The 16,054-nt window shown below is 54.6% G+C and carries 17 protein-coding genes and 2 tRNA genes; 13 read left to right on the top strand and 6 right to left on the bottom strand.

Features of this window, described 5'->3' with window-relative positions; translation table 11 throughout:
• Nucleotides 1-6 precede the first annotated feature (6 nt).
• Together ACYJL1_RS04725 and ACYJL1_RS04720 are read left to right on the top strand one after the other, a co-directional pair.
• Nucleotides 7-960: an acetyl-CoA carboxylase carboxyltransferase subunit alpha gene (locus tag ACYJL1_RS04725; RefSeq protein ID WP_460897936.1), complete on the top strand. Its 954-nt coding sequence runs from the start codon at nt 7-9 to the stop codon at nt 958-960.
• 96 nt (nt 961-1,056) lie between these two features.
• A tRNA-Arg gene (locus ACYJL1_RS04720) sits at nt 1,057-1,133 on the top strand.
• 41 nt (nt 1,134-1,174) lie between these two features.
• On the opposite strand, the gene ACYJL1_RS04715 is transcribed toward ACYJL1_RS04720, so the two are convergent.
• Both ACYJL1_RS04715 and ACYJL1_RS04710 read right to left on the bottom strand, forming a co-directional pair.
• A complete protein-coding gene (locus ACYJL1_RS04715) occupies nt 1,175-1,702 on the bottom strand; it encodes an AAA family ATPase (protein WP_460897265.1) in 528 nt (175 codons plus the stop codon).
• Between the two features lie 132 nt (nt 1,703-1,834).
• On the bottom strand, nt 1,835-2,014 hold the full coding sequence (locus ACYJL1_RS04710) for a hypothetical protein (protein WP_460897264.1): 180 nt from the start codon (nt 2,012-2,014) through the stop codon (nt 1,835-1,837).
• A gap of 325 nt (nt 2,015-2,339) precedes the next feature.
• On the opposite strand from ACYJL1_RS04710, the gene ACYJL1_RS04705 reads away from it, so the two are divergent.
• Nucleotides 2,340-3,053, top strand: coding sequence for a DNA helicase (locus ACYJL1_RS04705; RefSeq protein ID WP_460897263.1), 714 nt, complete (start codon nt 2,340-2,342; stop codon nt 3,051-3,053).
• Between the two features lie 167 nt (nt 3,054-3,220).
• On the top strand, nt 3,221-3,613 hold the full coding sequence (locus ACYJL1_RS04700) for a GFA family protein (RefSeq protein ID WP_460897262.1): 393 nt from the start codon (nt 3,221-3,223) through the stop codon (nt 3,611-3,613).
• Between the two features lie 17 nt (nt 3,614-3,630).
• Here ACYJL1_RS04700 and ACYJL1_RS04695 read toward each other — a convergent pair whose 3' ends face one another.
• The gene (locus ACYJL1_RS04695; RefSeq protein WP_460897261.1) at nt 3,631-4,434 is read right to left on the bottom strand and encodes a DUF2189 domain-containing protein; all 804 of its coding nucleotides are present in this window, start codon (nt 4,432-4,434) and stop codon (nt 3,631-3,633) included.
• A 193-nt stretch (nt 4,435-4,627) separates the two neighbouring features.
• On the opposite strand from ACYJL1_RS04695, the gene ACYJL1_RS04690 reads away from it, so the two are divergent.
• The 3 genes from ACYJL1_RS04690 to ACYJL1_RS04680 all read left to right on the top strand — a co-directional run bounded on the left by ACYJL1_RS04690 (nt 4,628) and on the right by ACYJL1_RS04680 (nt 7,243).
• Nucleotides 4,628-5,080, top strand: coding sequence for a low affinity iron permease family protein (locus tag ACYJL1_RS04690; protein ID WP_460897260.1), 453 nt, complete (start codon nt 4,628-4,630; stop codon nt 5,078-5,080).
• A 247-nt stretch (nt 5,081-5,327) separates the two neighbouring features.
• Nucleotides 5,328-5,477 carry a DUF1127 domain-containing protein gene (locus ACYJL1_RS04685; RefSeq protein ID WP_008127986.1) on the top strand — a complete coding sequence of 50 codons (150 nt, stop codon included), beginning with the start codon at nt 5,328-5,330 and terminating at the stop codon, nt 5,475-5,477.
• A 200-nt stretch (nt 5,478-5,677) separates the two neighbouring features.
• Nucleotides 5,678-7,243, top strand: a complete 1,566-nt coding sequence (locus tag ACYJL1_RS04680) for a VOC family protein (protein ID WP_460897259.1) — start codon at nt 5,678-5,680, stop codon at nt 7,241-7,243.
• A gap of 27 nt (nt 7,244-7,270) precedes the next feature.
• On the opposite strand, the gene ACYJL1_RS04675 is transcribed toward ACYJL1_RS04680, so the two are convergent.
• On the bottom strand, nt 7,271-8,224 hold the full coding sequence (locus tag ACYJL1_RS04675) for a ring-cleaving dioxygenase (RefSeq protein WP_460897258.1): 954 nt from the start codon (nt 8,222-8,224) through the stop codon (nt 7,271-7,273).
• Nucleotides 8,225-8,387: 163 nt separating this feature from the next.
• Between ACYJL1_RS04675 and ACYJL1_RS04670 the strand changes: the two genes are divergently transcribed.
• The 4 genes from ACYJL1_RS04670 (at nt 8,388) to ACYJL1_RS04655 (ending at nt 11,537) form a co-directional block, all read left to right on the top strand.
• Entirely contained in the window at nt 8,388-9,329 is a 942-nt protein-coding gene (locus ACYJL1_RS04670; RefSeq protein WP_460897257.1) for a LysR family transcriptional regulator, read from the top strand.
• 204 nt (nt 9,330-9,533) lie between these two features.
• Nucleotides 9,534-9,809 (top strand): HU family DNA-binding protein, encoded by a 276-nt coding sequence (locus ACYJL1_RS04665; RefSeq protein ID WP_008127996.1) that lies wholly within the window; start codon nt 9,534-9,536, stop codon nt 9,807-9,809.
• 274 nt (nt 9,810-10,083) lie between these two features.
• On the top strand, nt 10,084-11,304 hold the full coding sequence (locus tag ACYJL1_RS04660; protein ID WP_460897256.1) for a hypothetical protein: 1,221 nt from the start codon (nt 10,084-10,086) through the stop codon (nt 11,302-11,304).
• A gap of 8 nt (nt 11,305-11,312) precedes the next feature.
• On the top strand, nt 11,313-11,537 hold the full coding sequence (locus ACYJL1_RS04655; RefSeq protein WP_460897255.1) for a sulfurtransferase TusA family protein: 225 nt from the start codon (nt 11,313-11,315) through the stop codon (nt 11,535-11,537).
• 261 nt (nt 11,538-11,798) lie between these two features.
• Here the strand turns inward: ACYJL1_RS04655 and ACYJL1_RS04650 are convergent, their stop codons facing one another.
• Together ACYJL1_RS04650 and ACYJL1_RS04645 are read right to left on the bottom strand one after the other, a co-directional pair.
• A complete protein-coding gene (locus ACYJL1_RS04650; RefSeq protein WP_460897254.1) occupies nt 11,799-12,956 on the bottom strand; it encodes a CobW family GTP-binding protein in 1,158 nt (385 codons plus the stop codon).
• Nucleotides 12,956-14,077 carry a D-alanyl-D-alanine carboxypeptidase family protein gene (locus ACYJL1_RS04645; protein ID WP_460897253.1) on the bottom strand — a complete coding sequence of 374 codons (1,122 nt, stop codon included), beginning with the start codon at nt 14,075-14,077 and terminating at the stop codon, nt 12,956-12,958. Before ACYJL1_RS04645 ends, ACYJL1_RS04650 begins: the two co-directional genes overlap by 1 nt.
• 154 nt (nt 14,078-14,231) lie before the next feature.
• On the opposite strand from ACYJL1_RS04645, the gene ACYJL1_RS04640 reads away from it, so the two are divergent.
• Together ACYJL1_RS04640 and ACYJL1_RS04635 are read left to right on the top strand one after the other, a co-directional pair.
• Entirely contained in the window at nt 14,232-15,401 is a 1,170-nt protein-coding gene (locus tag ACYJL1_RS04640) for a M20 aminoacylase family protein (protein WP_460897252.1), read from the top strand.
• Nucleotides 15,402-15,771: 370 nt separating this feature from the next.
• A tRNA-Arg gene (locus tag ACYJL1_RS04635) sits at nt 15,772-15,848 on the top strand.
• Nucleotides 15,849-16,054 lie beyond the last annotated feature (206 nt).

The raw sequence follows: 16,054 nt of genomic DNA, 5'->3' as shown, positions 1-16,054 counted from the left end.
CAATCCATGTACAACTATCTTGATTTTGAAAAGCCGGTTGCCGATCTCGATGGCAAGATTCTCGAGCTGAAAAAGCTTGCAGAAGAGGGCGGCGCACTCGACACCAATGACGAGATTGCGCGGCTGGAAAAGCGTTCCGGCGAAGCATTGCGCGATCTTTATCGTAAATTGACGCCCTGGCAGAAGGCGCAGATCGCCCGTCATCCGGACCGGCCCCATTGCGTGGATTACATTGCAAAGCTCTTCACCGATTTCACACCGCTGGCCGGTGATCGTAACTATGCCGACGACGATGCGGTTCAGGCTGGTCTGGCCCGTTTTAACGGTCAGGCCGTTGCGGTCATCGGACAGGAAAAAGGCAGCGATACCAAAACACGCTTGAAGCATAATTTCGGCATGGCCATGCCCGAAGGCTATCGCAAGGCCGTGCGTATCATGGAACTGGCCGACCGGTTCAACTTGCCTGTGCTGACGCTTGTCGATACTGCAGGCGCGTTTCCGGGCATTGCCGCCGAGGAACGCGGCCAGGCCGAGGCCATTGCCCGTTCAACGGCCGCCTGCCTCAATGTGAAAGTGCCAATCGTCTCCGTCATCATCGGCGAAGGTGGCTCAGGCGGCGCGATAGCCATCGCCACGGCCAACCGCGTTTATATGCTCGAACATTCCATCTATTCGGTTATTTCACCGGAAGGCGCCGCGTCGATTCTCTGGCATGATTCGACAAGGGCCAAGGATGCGGCCACATCAATGCGCATCACCGCGCAGGATCTTTATGAATTGAAGATCATTGACGGCATTATTCCAGAGCCTCTCGGCGGCGCCCACCGTGGCAGGGATGCAGCCATCGAAGCGACTGGAAATATCATCAATGTTGCGCTGAAATCCATGAGCAATATGGACCGCGATACATTGCGTCAGGACCGCCGCGAGAAGTATCTGGCCATCGGCCGCAATCTTTAGGAATAAATAGTTGCGGTTTTTTTGGAAACCGGCTTGCATTTACGCAGCCAACCAATTAGGAACCGCCCTGCGCAGACCAACGCGCATTTGTGGCACGCGCCCGTAGCTCAGCTGGATAGAGCACCAGACTACGAATCTGGGGGTCAGAGGTTCGAATCCTTTCGGGCGCGCCATTTTTTTCAACGCTTGTTGTCAAATGCCACGCTAAATTGCCTTAAGAGTCCTGCGGCGGCTGATTTCGTATAACCGCAAGTTTTGACACCAATCTGGCAACTGATTGCCCAATATCCTGCGTCGTAGTGTCGATAACGAAGGGGCGTTGTCCCCAATCGTCGTAATGTCGGGAGACGATTTCTTCCCAGCTAGGCTTTTTCAAGCCCTGAACATCCGTTGCCCGCGTTTCCGCCCGTCGCCGATGTTCATCCTTGTCGGAACAGACAATTTCTATTTCAATGGCTGGCACTGCCGAACGCTCCGCAACCGCCAGCCAGGCATCCCGGGTTACCTTCAAGCAATTTACAGAATCGGCAATGACCGTGTTGCCGAGCGTCAGATTGTCTTCAGCGATCCCGTAAGAGACCATGTATCCTGCGGGGCCAATCTCAGATTCTAATATGGCAGAAGCTCGTATATTTTGCTCGACTGTATCAACGCGAACATGGACCGCCCCCAACTCCATCGCCAAGGCACGAGCAATCGTCGTTTTTCCAGTGCCTGGCAAGCCGCCCAAAATAATGAGCATTAATAGCGACCTTTCATATTTTCTTATCCATCGAATCTACAGCGAGGATTCCCGCTTCCATGATGCCATCATAGCGAATTTCGCTGTATCGGCAGTGACCGCAATTGGCGCAAATGTGGCCTTAGTTCGCGTTCAGAGATCGTTGGCGATCTTCTCAGCCACCCCCACAGGCTCTTGCATGGCGCGCTTTAGAGCCTCCCTAGCAACATGGAGCCTCAGACTGGATTGCTGATCTTCGCAGTCCTCGTGACCAAGCAGCGCAAGTGCAGCCTGAAGGCGCTCCGAAACATGGTCTTTGGTCAACTTCGTCATGCCGACATCCTCGTATTTGACTGAAAACAAGTATGACTCCGTGTGGCCGAGGTTCACAGCATAACTCGCACAAGGAGAAGCTTTTCCCCGATGTTCTGGCAAGCCTGTGACTAAACGTTTCGAAACTATGGCCGGAATGCTGTGCTTCATTATCGGCTCTTGCCGCGAATCACGTAACTGGCTAGCTTTCTGCGCAGGCTCGACCCAAGCCTCCCCCCTCCTTTCGGGAAAGCATCGCACATGTAGGGTAACACTTGTTCATCGAACCATCTGTTCGAGCATCGCATGAGGAGGGGTTGCGGTTCAGCTCGCAATGGAGGTTGTGATGAGGCTTTCTGCACCAATATTTCAGCTCAAACGTCGGGCCAAGCTGATGGCACGAAACAAAAATGTTCCCCTCAATGAGGCATTAGACCAAATCGCACGAGACGAGGGATTCACCAAATGGAGCCTTCTTTCAGCAAGCATGTCTTCGGTGGCTGCTTACGAGCCGATCCTGTCGCGTCTTGAAGATGGAGATCTGCTGCTGCTCGCAGGGCGGCCCGGACAAGGGAAGACCAAGCTCGGCCTTCGACTTCTACTCAATGCCGCTCGCGATAACCGTAAGGCCTCGATGTTTACGCTGGAATATACCGAACAACAGGCGCGCAAGCACCTCAAATCGCTAGAGGCGGATGGAGGCAACATCGCTGACGGCATTCAGATTTTCACATCTGATCAAATCAGCGCCGACTATATCATCCGGCACATGTCGGGACTGGAACCGGGGACAGTCGCAGTCATTGATTATCTTCAACTGCTCGACCAGCAGCGAACGAAGCCATTGCTTTCCGAACAACTCCAGACCCTGAGCGAGTTTGCACAAACGACCGGCGTCATATTCGGGTTCATTTCACAGATAGACAGGTCCTTCGATGCGAAGGACAAATGCCTTCCTGACATTGGTGACGTTCGCTTACCAAATTTTGTCGATCTCGGCCTCTTTAGCAAGGCGTGCTTCCTCCACAATGGAGAGGTACGGCTACAAAACATCATTTAATCGCCAGCCGCGGCCAATCAAGGTCGCGGACCTCCTGCTGCTCAACGTCAGGTTGGCCCTGAGCTGCCGTGATCTCGAGAGCGAACGGCGCCTCAGCCACGCATTTGCAATGGCAGTCTAGTCCGTTGTAAATATCGCACCTGCTCGATTTTCTAAGGAGGGCGCAAATGGATCGATTTACGGGCGGTTGCAGCTGCGGCAATGTCCGCGTCGTCGCGTCGGGCCAACCTTACCGCGTCGGCATTTGCCATTGTCTCGATTGCCGCAAGCATCATGGTGCACTTTTTCACGCTTCGGCCATATTTCCTGAAGCTGCGGTGACGATCACCGGAGAAACCGGGGAATATGCCGGGCGTCATTTTTGTCCACGCTGCGGGTCGTCCGTTTTCGCGCGCACTGGAGATGAAATCGAAGTGAATATCGGCTCTCTGGACGATATTGACCAACTGACACCGACTTACGAAAGCTGGATCATCCGTCGCGAATCCTGGCTGCCGCCCTTCCCGACGAAGAATAAATATGAGCGTGATCGTGATGAGACGACCCGCTTTGAGGATTAGAGCCAGCGCAACGGGAATTACATTTCATGCGCTGGCACAACCGCCCGGTAAAGATGCCAAGTGGCATGTCCGAGCACGGGAATGAAGACCGCAAGCCCAACAAACAATGTTGCAAAGCCCAACAGCAGCAGCGCGGCGACAATCAGTCCCCAGACGATCATCGGCAAGGGGTTTTTTGCCACCGCACGCGCCGATGTTGCTATGGCCGCATAAGCGCCGCCATCCCGGTCGAGGAGGAATGGGAAGGCGATGACCGTCGTGCAAAGCACGAAGGCAGCAAAGACAAAGCCGATTGCATTGCCAACTATGATCATTCGCCAGCCTTCGGGCGTGTTGAAAACCTGATCGATGAAAGCTGCGATCGAAGCGGGAGGTGTTTCACCGAACAGGCTGACATATAGCGCCTGGGCAATCAGCAGCCACGCAACGAAGATTGCCACCAGCATGGCTCCTATCGCGAGAATGGCTGGAATGGCGGGTGAATAGACAACCTGCCTTGCATGCCACCAGGATGTGTCCATGCCCCGCTCTCGTCGGCGGCTGATTTCATAAAGCCCGATAGCGGCAAGAGGGCCGATCAGCGCGAAACCTGACATGAGCGGGAAAATCAGCGGCAGGGTGTTGGCACCCGATGACCACCGTATCAGCACCAGACCGGCAATGGGATAGATCAGGCACAGAAACACATAATGCGAGGGTTTTTCCCAAAAATCATCAAGGCCTTTGCGCAGCGCAGTGAAGACATCTCTGATGCTGATCTTGCGCACATCGGGATGGGCAATGCCTGAATCAGCACCGGCAATCACATGGAAATTCGCCATCTCAAATCCTCCCATAAGTTCAGGGCGGAAAAGGCGCATAGCGACCATGCATGGGTCACTACGGACCTCAACCTGCGTGGCTCAGCATACCCTCCTTCATTTTTTTTGACCACCCCTTTCGCGGAACCAACAGCCTCACTCGAAGGTTATTGAGGGCCGAGCATACTGCCGGCAAATATATGTGAGGTCTCGTATGTTTGATCAGTTCTTCACCAAGATTGCCAATAATGTGGCTCTGGCAGCGGGCAAACCCGTAACCTTCATCCTGTGTCTGGCGGTTGTGGTCATATGGGCGGTTTCCGGCCCGATATTCGGGTTCACCGATACCTGGCAGCTCATCATCAATACCGGCACAACAATCATCACCTTCCTCATGGTGTTCCTCATTCAGAACACGCAGAATCGCGATGGCGTTGCCATCCAGGCAAAACTGGATGAACTTGTGCGCGTCAGCAACGGAAAGAATGCCTTTATCGGCATCGAGCATCTGACAGAGGAAGAGGTCGAGAAATTCCGCAAGCAATGCGAAGCAGCAGCCAGGAAAGCCGACAGGGAGCTTAAAAAACGCATGGATGAGCGAAAAAACACCAAATCTGCATCGCGCCGCCCGGCCAGAAAGCCAGCCACCGCAAAAGCGCGGGCCTGAAGCAGCTTTCGCCGTTAACGAATATGGCCAACTTGGGCAGTTTCGCAGCCGAATCCGCCACTTTCCTCAAATTTTAGACTGATAGTGACAAATTAAAGGCGGAAACCTTTCATTTCAGGGGTTTAAAGGCCCATTTTCCTGCAAACCAGCTATGCAAACTTGTGACTCCAAGTCTCTGATGCACTGCACTATATCCAGCTCACCGATCGAAAACGATCCAACAAACAAAAGAACTTAGGTGAGTGAAATGAACTTGATCCGCTCGTACAATAACTGGCGCCGTTATCGTGACACTGTCACGGAATTGAACCGCCTGTCCGCACGTGAACTGAACGACCTCGGCATCTCCCGCGGTGACATCGCTTTCGTTGCGAAGAAGGCCGCTTCGGCATTCTAATTAATAGAACCTCCCACGTCCGTGGCACTCCTCCTCCCAGTCACGGACGCTTAAAGAACAGCGTTCCTCCCAGAGCCGTTCTTTACAAGTAACACCCATCGCTCCTCCCAGCGGTGGGTGTTCTTTTTTGCGCTGTCTTCTGCGATTGCGCGTTTCCTGCTTTCCCCCTATCAAGCAGCTTGCAAAAAGAGGACGCGAACATGGCAGGCGGCATTCACCACATTACATTGATCACCCGCAAGGTGCAGGCGAATGTCGATTTCTACGTCGGGTTTCTGGGCCTTCGGCTGGTCAAGCGCACCGGCGGCTATGAAGATGCAACACAGCTCCATTTGCTTTATGGCGACGCCACTGGCACTCCCGGCTCTCTGATCACATTTCTCGTCTGGGAAGACGGCTCGCTTGGCCGCGTCGGTTATGGCCAGCCAAGCGAAGTCTCCTTCGCCATTCCACCGGAAAGCATTGGTTTCTGGCTCACCCGCGCGTTGCAATTCAACATCGCGGTCGCAGGTCCAGCACAGGAATTCGGCGAGACGGTGCTGCGCCTACACGACCCTGACGGCGCGATCATCAAACTGGTGGGCACCGATAGCGTCACCGCGGGCGACGCCTGGCAAGGCGACGGCATTCCGGCAGCGGATGCAATCCGGCGCATACGCGGCGCAACCATCCTGACCGAAAAACCCGCAGAGACTGCGGCCTTCCTAAGCAAGCACTTTTCGTATGAAAGCACGGACCAAAGCGAAACAATAACGCGCATGGCTTCCGCATCGGGCGATTGCATTGACGTGCGCGACGCAACCGGCTTCTGGAGTTCCGCGCCAGGCACTGGCACAGTGGATCATATTGCTTTTCGCGCTGCCGATATTCCCGAAGTGAACGCGACCTATGGGCGCCTGATTGCCGAGGGCGCGGATGCAACTGCCATGCACGACCGCAAATATTTCCATTCCATCTATGTGCGCGAGCCGGGCGGCACTCTGCTCGAAATGGCGACGGACGGTCCCGGCATGCTGATCGACGAACCGTTGGAAACGCTGGGAACAGAATTGTTCGTCCCACCGCATTTTGCCGATGAAACCGAGAATGTAAAAATCATCCTCCCGCAATTCGGTCTGCCGAAGGAACCGCGTTTCATTTATCGCGACCTGCCTTTCGTCCATCGCGTTTATACGCCGGAACCCGCAACCGGCCCGGCATTCATCCTTCTCCATGGCTCCGATGGCAGTGAAACAAGCCTTATGCCCTTGGCGGCCAGCATCGCGCCTGATGCAGTGCTGTTCGGTGTGCGTGGCCGCAGCACAGAAGAAGGCACTGCGCGCTGGTTCCGCCGCTTTGGCCCCTTGAGCTTCGATCAGAAAGACATCCGTTCTGAAGCCGAAGCCTTCGCCGCCTTCATCGAAGGCGCGGTCGAAGCCTATGGCCTTGATCTGAACTCAACGATATTCATGGGATATTCCAACGGCGCAAATCTTCTGGCCGCCATGATGCAGCTGCATCCGGGACTGGTGCGCAATGCCATTTTGCTGCGCGCCACCAAGGTGCTTGAAGAAACACCCGATGCTGATCTGGGCGGCACCAGAATCCTCAGCCTGACTGGCGATCATGACCTCTTTGGTGCGCATGCTCCAGCGCTTGAGAATGAGTTGCGGCAGGCTGGCGCCGATCTTATCGCCCAGAGCGTTCCGGCTGGGCATGAGACCAACCAGCACGACATTGACGCGGCCAGAAAATGGCTTGCAGAAATGAAAACAGGCCGGGGTTGATCCGGCCTGTTTCCTGCTTTTTCATCATCAGACGAGTGGCTTTAGTCCGGCTTCGATCGCGGCACGCTTGCTTTCAAGAAATGGCGGCAATGAAAGCTCTTCCCCCAGCGATTCCAATGGCTCATCCACGGTAAAGCCCGGACCATCTGTCGCGATCTCAAACAGAATGCCGTTCGGCTCGCGGAAATAGAGCGAACGGAAATAGTAACGCTCGACTTCGCCGCTTGATGGCATGCGGAAGCTCTTCAAACGCTCTGTCCATTCGTGCAAGGCATTTACGTCCGGCGCGCGGAAGGCCACGTGATGCACTGCACCCGCGCCCTGCCGTGCGGCAGGAAGATCCGGCTGTACGGTCACATGTAGTTCCGCGGCGGGACCGCCCTCGCCCATGGCAAAGACATGCACATGCCCTACACCATCGGGATCGGCATAATCACGAACCTTTTTCATGTTCATCACATGCAGCAGAATTGCTTCCGTGTTGGTAATGTCCGGCACGCTGATGGTGATGGGACCCAGACCGCGAATCTGATGCTCGGCAGGCACAGGACTTTTATCCCATGGGTGGGAATCGCCAGCACCACCATCATCAATCAGGCGAAAGCGTTGGCCTTCGCCATCCTCAAAATCAAGCGAGGCATGACCACCTACCTCTGTGAGCTCACCGGACTTGACGCCAAGTTCGTTAAAGCGAGCCTTCCACCAGTCGAGACTCGTCTTGCTGCCAACCCGCAAACCAGTGCGCGAAATACTGTGGGTGCCGCGACGTTCGGGAGCAGCGGGCCAGTCGAAAAAGGTCAGGTCCGTGCCGGGCGTTGCTTCACCATCAGCATAGAACAGATGGTAAGCGCTCGTATCGTCCTGATTGACGGTCTTCTTGACCAGTCGCAAGCCGAGCGTCTGCGTGTAGAAACGCACATTCTCCGGCGCATTGGCCGTGATTGCCGTCAAATGGTGGATACCTGTCAGTTGCAAGCTCATGAAAGCCTCCTGCATGATTGATTGGCAAAATCGCCGTTGGGCCGAATATCTGCGCTATGGCTCTCGCAATAAAGCTCATAAAGATGCAACTCACGTTCGATAAAACAGAACCATAGAGATAAAATTTCCTATCAACAGAAATTTTGTCCGGTATAAACAAACCATGAAGTGGCGTTTCGAAGATTTATTGACATTTCTGGACGTAATCGAAACCGGCAGCATCACAGCGACGGCCGCACGACTTAACCTGTCCAAATCCGTTGTAAGCAAGCGCATCTCCGATCTGGAGGGCGGCCTTGGCATTGAATTGTTTCAGCGAACGCCGCGCAAACTGCTGGCATCGGCGAATGCGCTGGATTTTGTTGAGCGTATTCGCCCGCTGGTTCGCGACATCATGGAGGCCGCCGATACGGCAGCGACACGCAACAGCGCCATTCGTGGCACATTGCGTATCGCCGCGCCCATGACTTTCGGCACCATGTATCTGGGGCGCATGATTGCTGACTTTGCCCGGCAATATCCCGATCTCGAAATCGCTGTGGAGTTTGAAGATCGCATGATCGACTTGGTGCGTGGTGGTTACGATGTCGGGATACGCATTGGTATATTGAAGGATTCCAGCCTGATCGCGCGTAAACTGTGCACGGATGCCCGCGTCATTTGTTGCAGTCCGGATTTCGCCAATACGCATGGCTTGCCGGAAACGTTGGACGCGTTGAGCCGCTTTTCCTGCATTGATTATTCCAACGTCAATACCAGCCAGCTTTGGCAATTTGAAAATCCGGAAAAGGATGGCGAACCTATCGCCGTGCCTATGCATGGCCGTATCGTCGCCAATAATGGTGAGGCAATGCGCGATATGGCGATTGCCGGTCTTGGGCTGGTGCTCCTGCCCATGTTCATCGCGTCCGAACCGCTGCGGACAGGCAGGCTCATCCCTGTTTTGCCGCAAGCAAAACCGCTGCCCTACAATATCTATGCCGTCTACCCTCCCACGCGGCACGTTTCAGCCAAGGTGCGGGCCTTTGTCGACCATATTATAAGACACATTGGCAGCCCGCCCATTTGGCAAATGAACGAAGCTTTTCGCCCCTTTGATAGCTGAATAAAGGCACGGGCAAGCCGAATCACTTCACGCGATTTGCGGGCCAACCGGCATGTTCATCCGGCAAATCATGGCTCAATTTGCAAAAAACCCCGTAAACACTGGGTATAAACGTGCATTTTGCCTGTAGTTCCTGATGACAGAGTGCGTAACGCGTGCCATACAGACCGCTCCGATCAACGAATATATTGAGGAAACCGCCAAATGAATACGTCCGATCTCATTGATAAGCTCGTCGCTGATCAGGGTCTTACAAAGGTTCAGTCCAAGGCGATTGTTGATAGCATTCTTAAAGGCATCACCGATTCAGTCGTCGCTGGCGATGAAGTTTCGCTGCCAGGCTTCGGCAAATTCAAGGTTCAGGCTCGCGCCGCTCGCGAAGGCCGCAACCCTGCAACCGGCGCAACAATCAAGATCGCAGCTTCCAAGAAAGTTGCTTTCCAGCCTGCAAAGGCTCTGAAGGACGCTCTTAACGGCTGATTTCCTTTGGACTAGACCTAGAAAAGGCGGTGCATTAGCGCCGCCTTTTTTGTTTTGCGGCACTCCAATGGCATTTATTTGCAAGATTTATGGCTGCTTTGCCATAAATCTGCCGTCAGTGCATGGAAGGTGACATCTGCGTGATCGGGGCAATTTATGCGGTTGCGTCAAGACTTTATCAACTATACCGGTGCATCTATAGTGTTGCGAATGTTATATTCGCGGCGAACCCGGCCCGGCAAACACACTTGATGAACTGGCAACTGTTGCTGCAATGAAGATAAAGACACAGATCCTTGCGCCTTTGATGCTCACGCTTTTCCTTGCCGGATGTCAGGGAGGGACAGTCAACGATCTCGTTCCCAATGGTGCCAACACGCAACTGCCTGCCAAACTTGTCCAGAGCATGAAGACGAAGGGCATGACGACCACTTCGCCCATCATGTTCCGCATTTTCAAGGAAGAAAACGTCCTTGAGGTCTGGAAGCGTAAGGACAATGGCCGTTACGATATTGTTACCAGTTACCAGATCTGCAAATGGTCCGGGAAACTCGGCCCTAAATTCGTCGAGGGTGATCGTCAGGCGCCGGAAGGCTATTATGCTGTCCGCCCTGCGCACATGAATCCGAAATCCAGTTACTACCTGTCATTCAACACAGGCTTTCCCAATGCGCTTGATCGTGCGCTTGGCCGTACGGGCGCTAACCTGATGGTTCACGGTGCCTGCTCGTCATCGGGCTGCTACTCGATGACCGATGGGCAGGTTGCGCAGATTTATGCTTTCGCCCGCGACGCCTTCAAAGGCGGGCAGGAATCCATTCAGCTTCAAGCCTACCCGTTCCGCATGACTGCCGCCAATATGGCGCGCTACAAGGATGATCCCAATTATGCCTTCTGGAAAAACCTGAAGGAAGGCTATGACCATTTCGAAATCACCAAGGTGCCGCCGAAGGTCGATGTCTGCGAGAAGAAATATGTCTTCAACCACACAACCGATCCGAACGCCCCTATCGCCGCGACCAGCACTTGCCCGCCTTCCGATCAGCCGGAATCGCTGAAAATGGCCTATCAGTCCTACCAGACCAATTATGAGAGCGCCTTCTCATCCATGGTCGGCAAGGGCAAGATTCAAGCGCCTGCCCGTTCGATCCAGGGCCTGACCGAAGCGAAGATCATTGCTGAATGGAGCCAGCGCCGTGCGCGCGGCGAACGTGTGACGCAAGAGCCGCCATCCCTGTCCCCGCAGGATGCAGGCGCTGCGGGTAAGCCACAGGTCATGGTACGCCTGGCATCTGCCGTTGCAGCCGACAAGGCAAAGGAAGAGCGCGACGCCTCCAAGCGCTCGCGCATGCACACGCCTGCCATTGCTGCCACGCCTGTGCCGCAACAAACGCCGGCACCATCTCCGATGACCACGGCAGGTATTCCTGCGCCCCAAGCTCCAGCTGCTGCACCGGCGCCCACCAAGAAGGCCTGGTGGAAAATCGATAACTAGAACTGAAAATGGAAGCCGAAGTCTACGATCTTCGCGGTCTGAATTGCCCGCTTCCTGTGCTGAAAACCCGCAAGAAGCTCGCACAAGCGGCGGCTGGAACACGGTTGTGGGTAGAGACCACCGATCCACTGGCTGTTATCGACATGCCAAACTTCTGCGTCACTGATGGCCATCGGCTCATTGAAACAATCAGCGTCGAGGGCGGCCACCGCTTTCACATCGAGCGCGGGTAAGGCGACTGTTCTAAAGTCGCGACCAATGCGCCACGCACTTATCCTTTGTCTTTTCACTAACTCCACCTTTCCGTCATCCTCGGGGCACCCCTGCGGCCTTTTTCCACCAACCCTCTATCCGTCATCCTCGGGCTTGACCCGAGGATCCACAAATCACGGGTACAATGGATCCTCGGGTCAAGCCCGAGGATGACGGATAGGTGGTAGCATAATCCACGCATGTGAACCGTCGAACCACGCACAACTGCCCTGTACCAGAACTTAAACCCGCTTCACGCCCGGAATGGCGAGCGGATTATCAAACAAGGCTGCCCTGTCAGGCATGTCGATTTGCGGCCTGTTGAGGAATGCATTGAAAAGTCCCTGCACATAATCCTCGGGCAAATCCTTGACGATCATGACCAATCTTGTCTCGCGCATACCCTCCGGCCATGCAGCAAGGCGCACGGGCGGGTGGAAAATCTGCTGAACGCCGTGAATAACCAGCGGTCGCTCGGGATCGTCCTCCAGCAAAACAATGCCTTTGACACGCAGCAGCTTTTCCCCATGGGCCGAGCGTAGCAAGTCGATAAACATATCGAAGCTCGATAGGGGCACAGGCTTGTCGTGCGTCAGCGAGAATGACCGAATTCCGGCGTCATGGCGGTTCACATCATGATGATGATGGTGGTCATGTCCCTCATGGTCGTGATGATGGTGGTGACCGTGGTGCTCAAGATCGTGACGCTCATGCTCACGATCCCTGAAGGCCTCGCTTTTCAGCCAGCGCTGCACATCGACTGTCTTGGTTTCCGGATTGTAGACTCCGCATTCAAACAGCGCTGCAAAGCCAGTCCGCTCATCGCTTACATCAATAATATCCGCGCCGGGATTAAGCGCTTTCAAGCGCTCCCGGAGCGGATCGACAAGCCCCACCGACTGGCGCAGATCAGTCTTGGTGATAACAATACGGTCGGCCACAGCCGCTTGCTTCACAGCCTCTTCATGGGCGTCCAGCGTCGCCATACCATTCACCGCATCGACGGTGGTGATCACGCCATCCACCCGAAATGCTTGCAGCAATACCGGATGCCCCATAATTGCATGCAGGACCGGCGCGGGATCGGCAAGACCAGTGGTTTCGATGATGACCCGCTTAAGCCGTTGCAATTTGCCGGTCTGCAAGCGATCAATCAGATCGGCTAGCGTATCGACGAGCTCGCCGCGGACGGTGCAGCACAGGCAGCCATCGGAAAGCTCGATAACGCCCTCGCTCGCCTTTTCCACCAGCAGATGGTCGATGCCCACATCACCAAACTCATTGATGATGACAGCCGTATCTGCGAGCGCCGGGTCCTTCAGCAGGCGATTAAGCAGCGTCGTCTTGCCGGAGCCGAGAAAGCCCGTCAGGACGGAAACAGGAATGGGAGCAGCAGCCATCAATTTATCGCTTTCGCAGCACCGCTGGCATCGCTCAGCGACGGACGGTCAGGACGCGGCTTCGGCACCGGCAGGCGATAAAGTTCCATACCGAGTGAGTTGAGCTTTGACGGCAGCAAGGCAACCTTCTCGGCCACCGGTTCGCGGTCCATGCGGTTCATATAAGGCGATCCGGCAATGATATGACCTTCAAGATCTTTGCCGTCCCATGTATCGGAGCCTGATGTCTTGGAGCAGACTTCCGGACGCATATTCACGGCAATATCAAGTTGCGGCGCGCCGTCGGATTTCAGATTGTCAATCGTGGTGCCGTTGCCGCGCGTTTCAAAACCCTTGGCCAGAAGCTCAGCAGCTTTAGTGGCGCGGGTCGAAAGTTTGAGTTCGCCAAGAACGACTGTAACCACTGTCCGGCCATTGCGTGTCGCAGATCCGATCAGATTGTAGCCTGAGGGGCAGACAAAGCCGGTCTTCATGCCGTCAGCACCGGGAAAGCGCCCGATCAGGGCATTCAGATTAGGCTGCACTTTCTTGCCACCATAATCGATGGCCTCAATGTCGAAGAAATGCGCAAACTGCGGAAAATCGTGGCGCAGCCGCAAGGTCAGCACCGCCATATCACGCGCCGTCGTATAGTGATTGTCCGAGTGCAGTCCGTTCGGGTTGACGAAATGCGAACTATTCATGCCAATGCGTTTGGCTTCCTCGTTCATCAGCATCGCGAACTGGTCTGCAGAGCCGCCAAGCGTCTCGCCAATGGCCATGGCGACATCATTGGCTGACTTGACCATAATGATCTTCAGCGCATCGCTAAGCGTGAGTTCCGAGCCGGTCTTGTAACCCATCTTGCTCGGTGGCTGCTTGGCTGAAAGGGCGGTGATTCGAACCGGCGTATCAAGTGTCACCTGCTTTGATTCGATCATGCGGAAAGCGACATAAACGGTCATGAGCTTGGTCAGCGACGCTGGATACCAGCGCTGGAACGCGTCTTTTTGCGAAAGAATCTCGCCGGTTCCAGCATCAAGCGTAATATTGGCGTCGGCACGGGCCGTGGAATCGAAGCCAGCCATCGCAATGGTTGACATCGCGCTACCGACTAGAAAAAGTGCTACAGTTTTCCGCATTCCTGAAATCCAGCCTGTCTGTATAAAAACCTTGGGAAGGCAAAAGGCATTAAGCCGCGCTTCACGTGGAGCGGCAATGGCCTTATCTATCTTATGTGGCATCCAAAAGGCAAAGGGCCTTTCTTGTCACAGGTAAATTGGAGTTGATGTAAAAATGCCCGTGCTCAATCGCGCTGTCGAAATGCAGGAAGAAGTATCCCTATGGCGCCGCCATTTGCACCAGAATCCTGAATTGATGTTCGATGTGCACCAGACTGCAAAATTTGTTGAAGAGAAATTACGCAGCTTCGGTTGCGATGACATTGTGACCGGCATTGGCCAAACCGGGGTTGTCGGCATCATCCGCGGCCGCCACGGGGAAGGCGCAACAATCGGCCTGCGTTCTGACATGGATGCCCTTCCCCTGACAGAAATCACCGGAAAGCCCTGGGCATCGACCAATGCCGGCAAAATGCATGCATGCGGTCATGACGGACATATCTCCATGCTGCTTGGCGCCGCGCAATATCTGGCCGAAACCCGCAATTTCAAAGGCTCGGTCGCCGTTATTTTCCAACCGGCGGAAGAAGGCGGCGGCGGCGGGCGCGAAATGGTCAAGGATGGCATGATGGAGCGCTTCTCCATTTCCGAAGTCTACGGCCTGCATAATATTCCAGGGCTTCCCATTGGCGAGTTTGCCATTCGCAAAGGCCCGATCATGGCGGCAACGGACGAGTTCACCATCACAATTGAAGGGCGCGGCGGCCATGCTGCACAACCGCACACAACCATTGATCCGGTTGTCATTGGCGCCCAACTCGTGAATGCCCTACAGACAATCGTCTCGCGCGGAACTGACCCCCTTGATTCGGTTGTTATCTCGGTGACCAAATTTCACGCGGGCGACGCGCACAATATCATCCCGCAGCAGGCGGAACTGGCAGGAACAGTGCGCACACTTCGCAAGGAAATGCGGGACTACGCGCAAAAGCGGCTTACTGAAATTGTTGAGGGCATTGCAGGCGCCTTGGGCGCGACAGCCACAATCGACTATGCGCGTAACTATCCGGTGACATTCAACCATGACCGCGAAACCGATTTCGCCGCCAATGTCGCCCGTAAGGTCGCTGGAAATGGCGCTGTGAATGAAGACGTTGCGCCAATGATGGCGGGTGAAGACTTCTCTTATATGCTGGAAGCACGCCCTGGCGCATTCATCTTCATGGGCAATGGCGCAAGCGCATCGCTGCACAATCCAGCCTATGATTTTAACGATGATGCAATTCCCCATGGCATCAGCTATTGGGTTAATATTGCAGAAAGCGCGCTACCGCCCTCCAGTTGATTGCGCTTGGGTGAAATTCTACCAAAGTTGAGACTTGGCGGCGGCATAGAAAAACGTTAGAGCCTTTCTTGCTTAAATAGAATCGTTCTGCCGGAGTGAATTTGTGGACAAGGTCGAGGGGTTTAGCGAGACCGATGTTTATCCATCGGGCGAAGCCGAAACCCGATGGATTTGGCCCAAATTCACCCGGCCCTTTGGGTTTCCGGCTGGCGGCCAACCACTTTGTCAGGCGGCTTCGGACGATGGATAAACATCGACCTCGCCACCTTCCGCGTCGATTGTCTCGCCATCCGAGAAACAGAACTGCTTCTATTTAAACAAGAAAGGCTCTAGTCTCGGCGGATCGCCCATATGCGCGATCCGTTTGGATGGTCCCGTAGCTCAGTAGGATAGAGCGACAGATTCCTAATCTGTAGGCCACTGGTTCGAATCCAGTCGGGATCACCAATAATTTCAATTACTTATGCGCATATCAAGTCAGTTATCTTGTTGCATCATGTTGCAACTGACTACCGTTGATTTACAACGGTTTTCTTAGAAGCACGGCAAATCCATGCGACATGGATGCAACATGGATTGACGGCTTATCCGATGTCACGGCAACCTTTAGCGAATTGGACTTGAACGCTAGGACGGACATGCCCCAAGATAAT

Source organism: Phyllobacterium sp. K27, from assembly GCF_054796155.1.
Note: the sequence above shows the minus strand (reverse complement) of the source record. Positions and strands in the feature narration are given on the sequence as shown.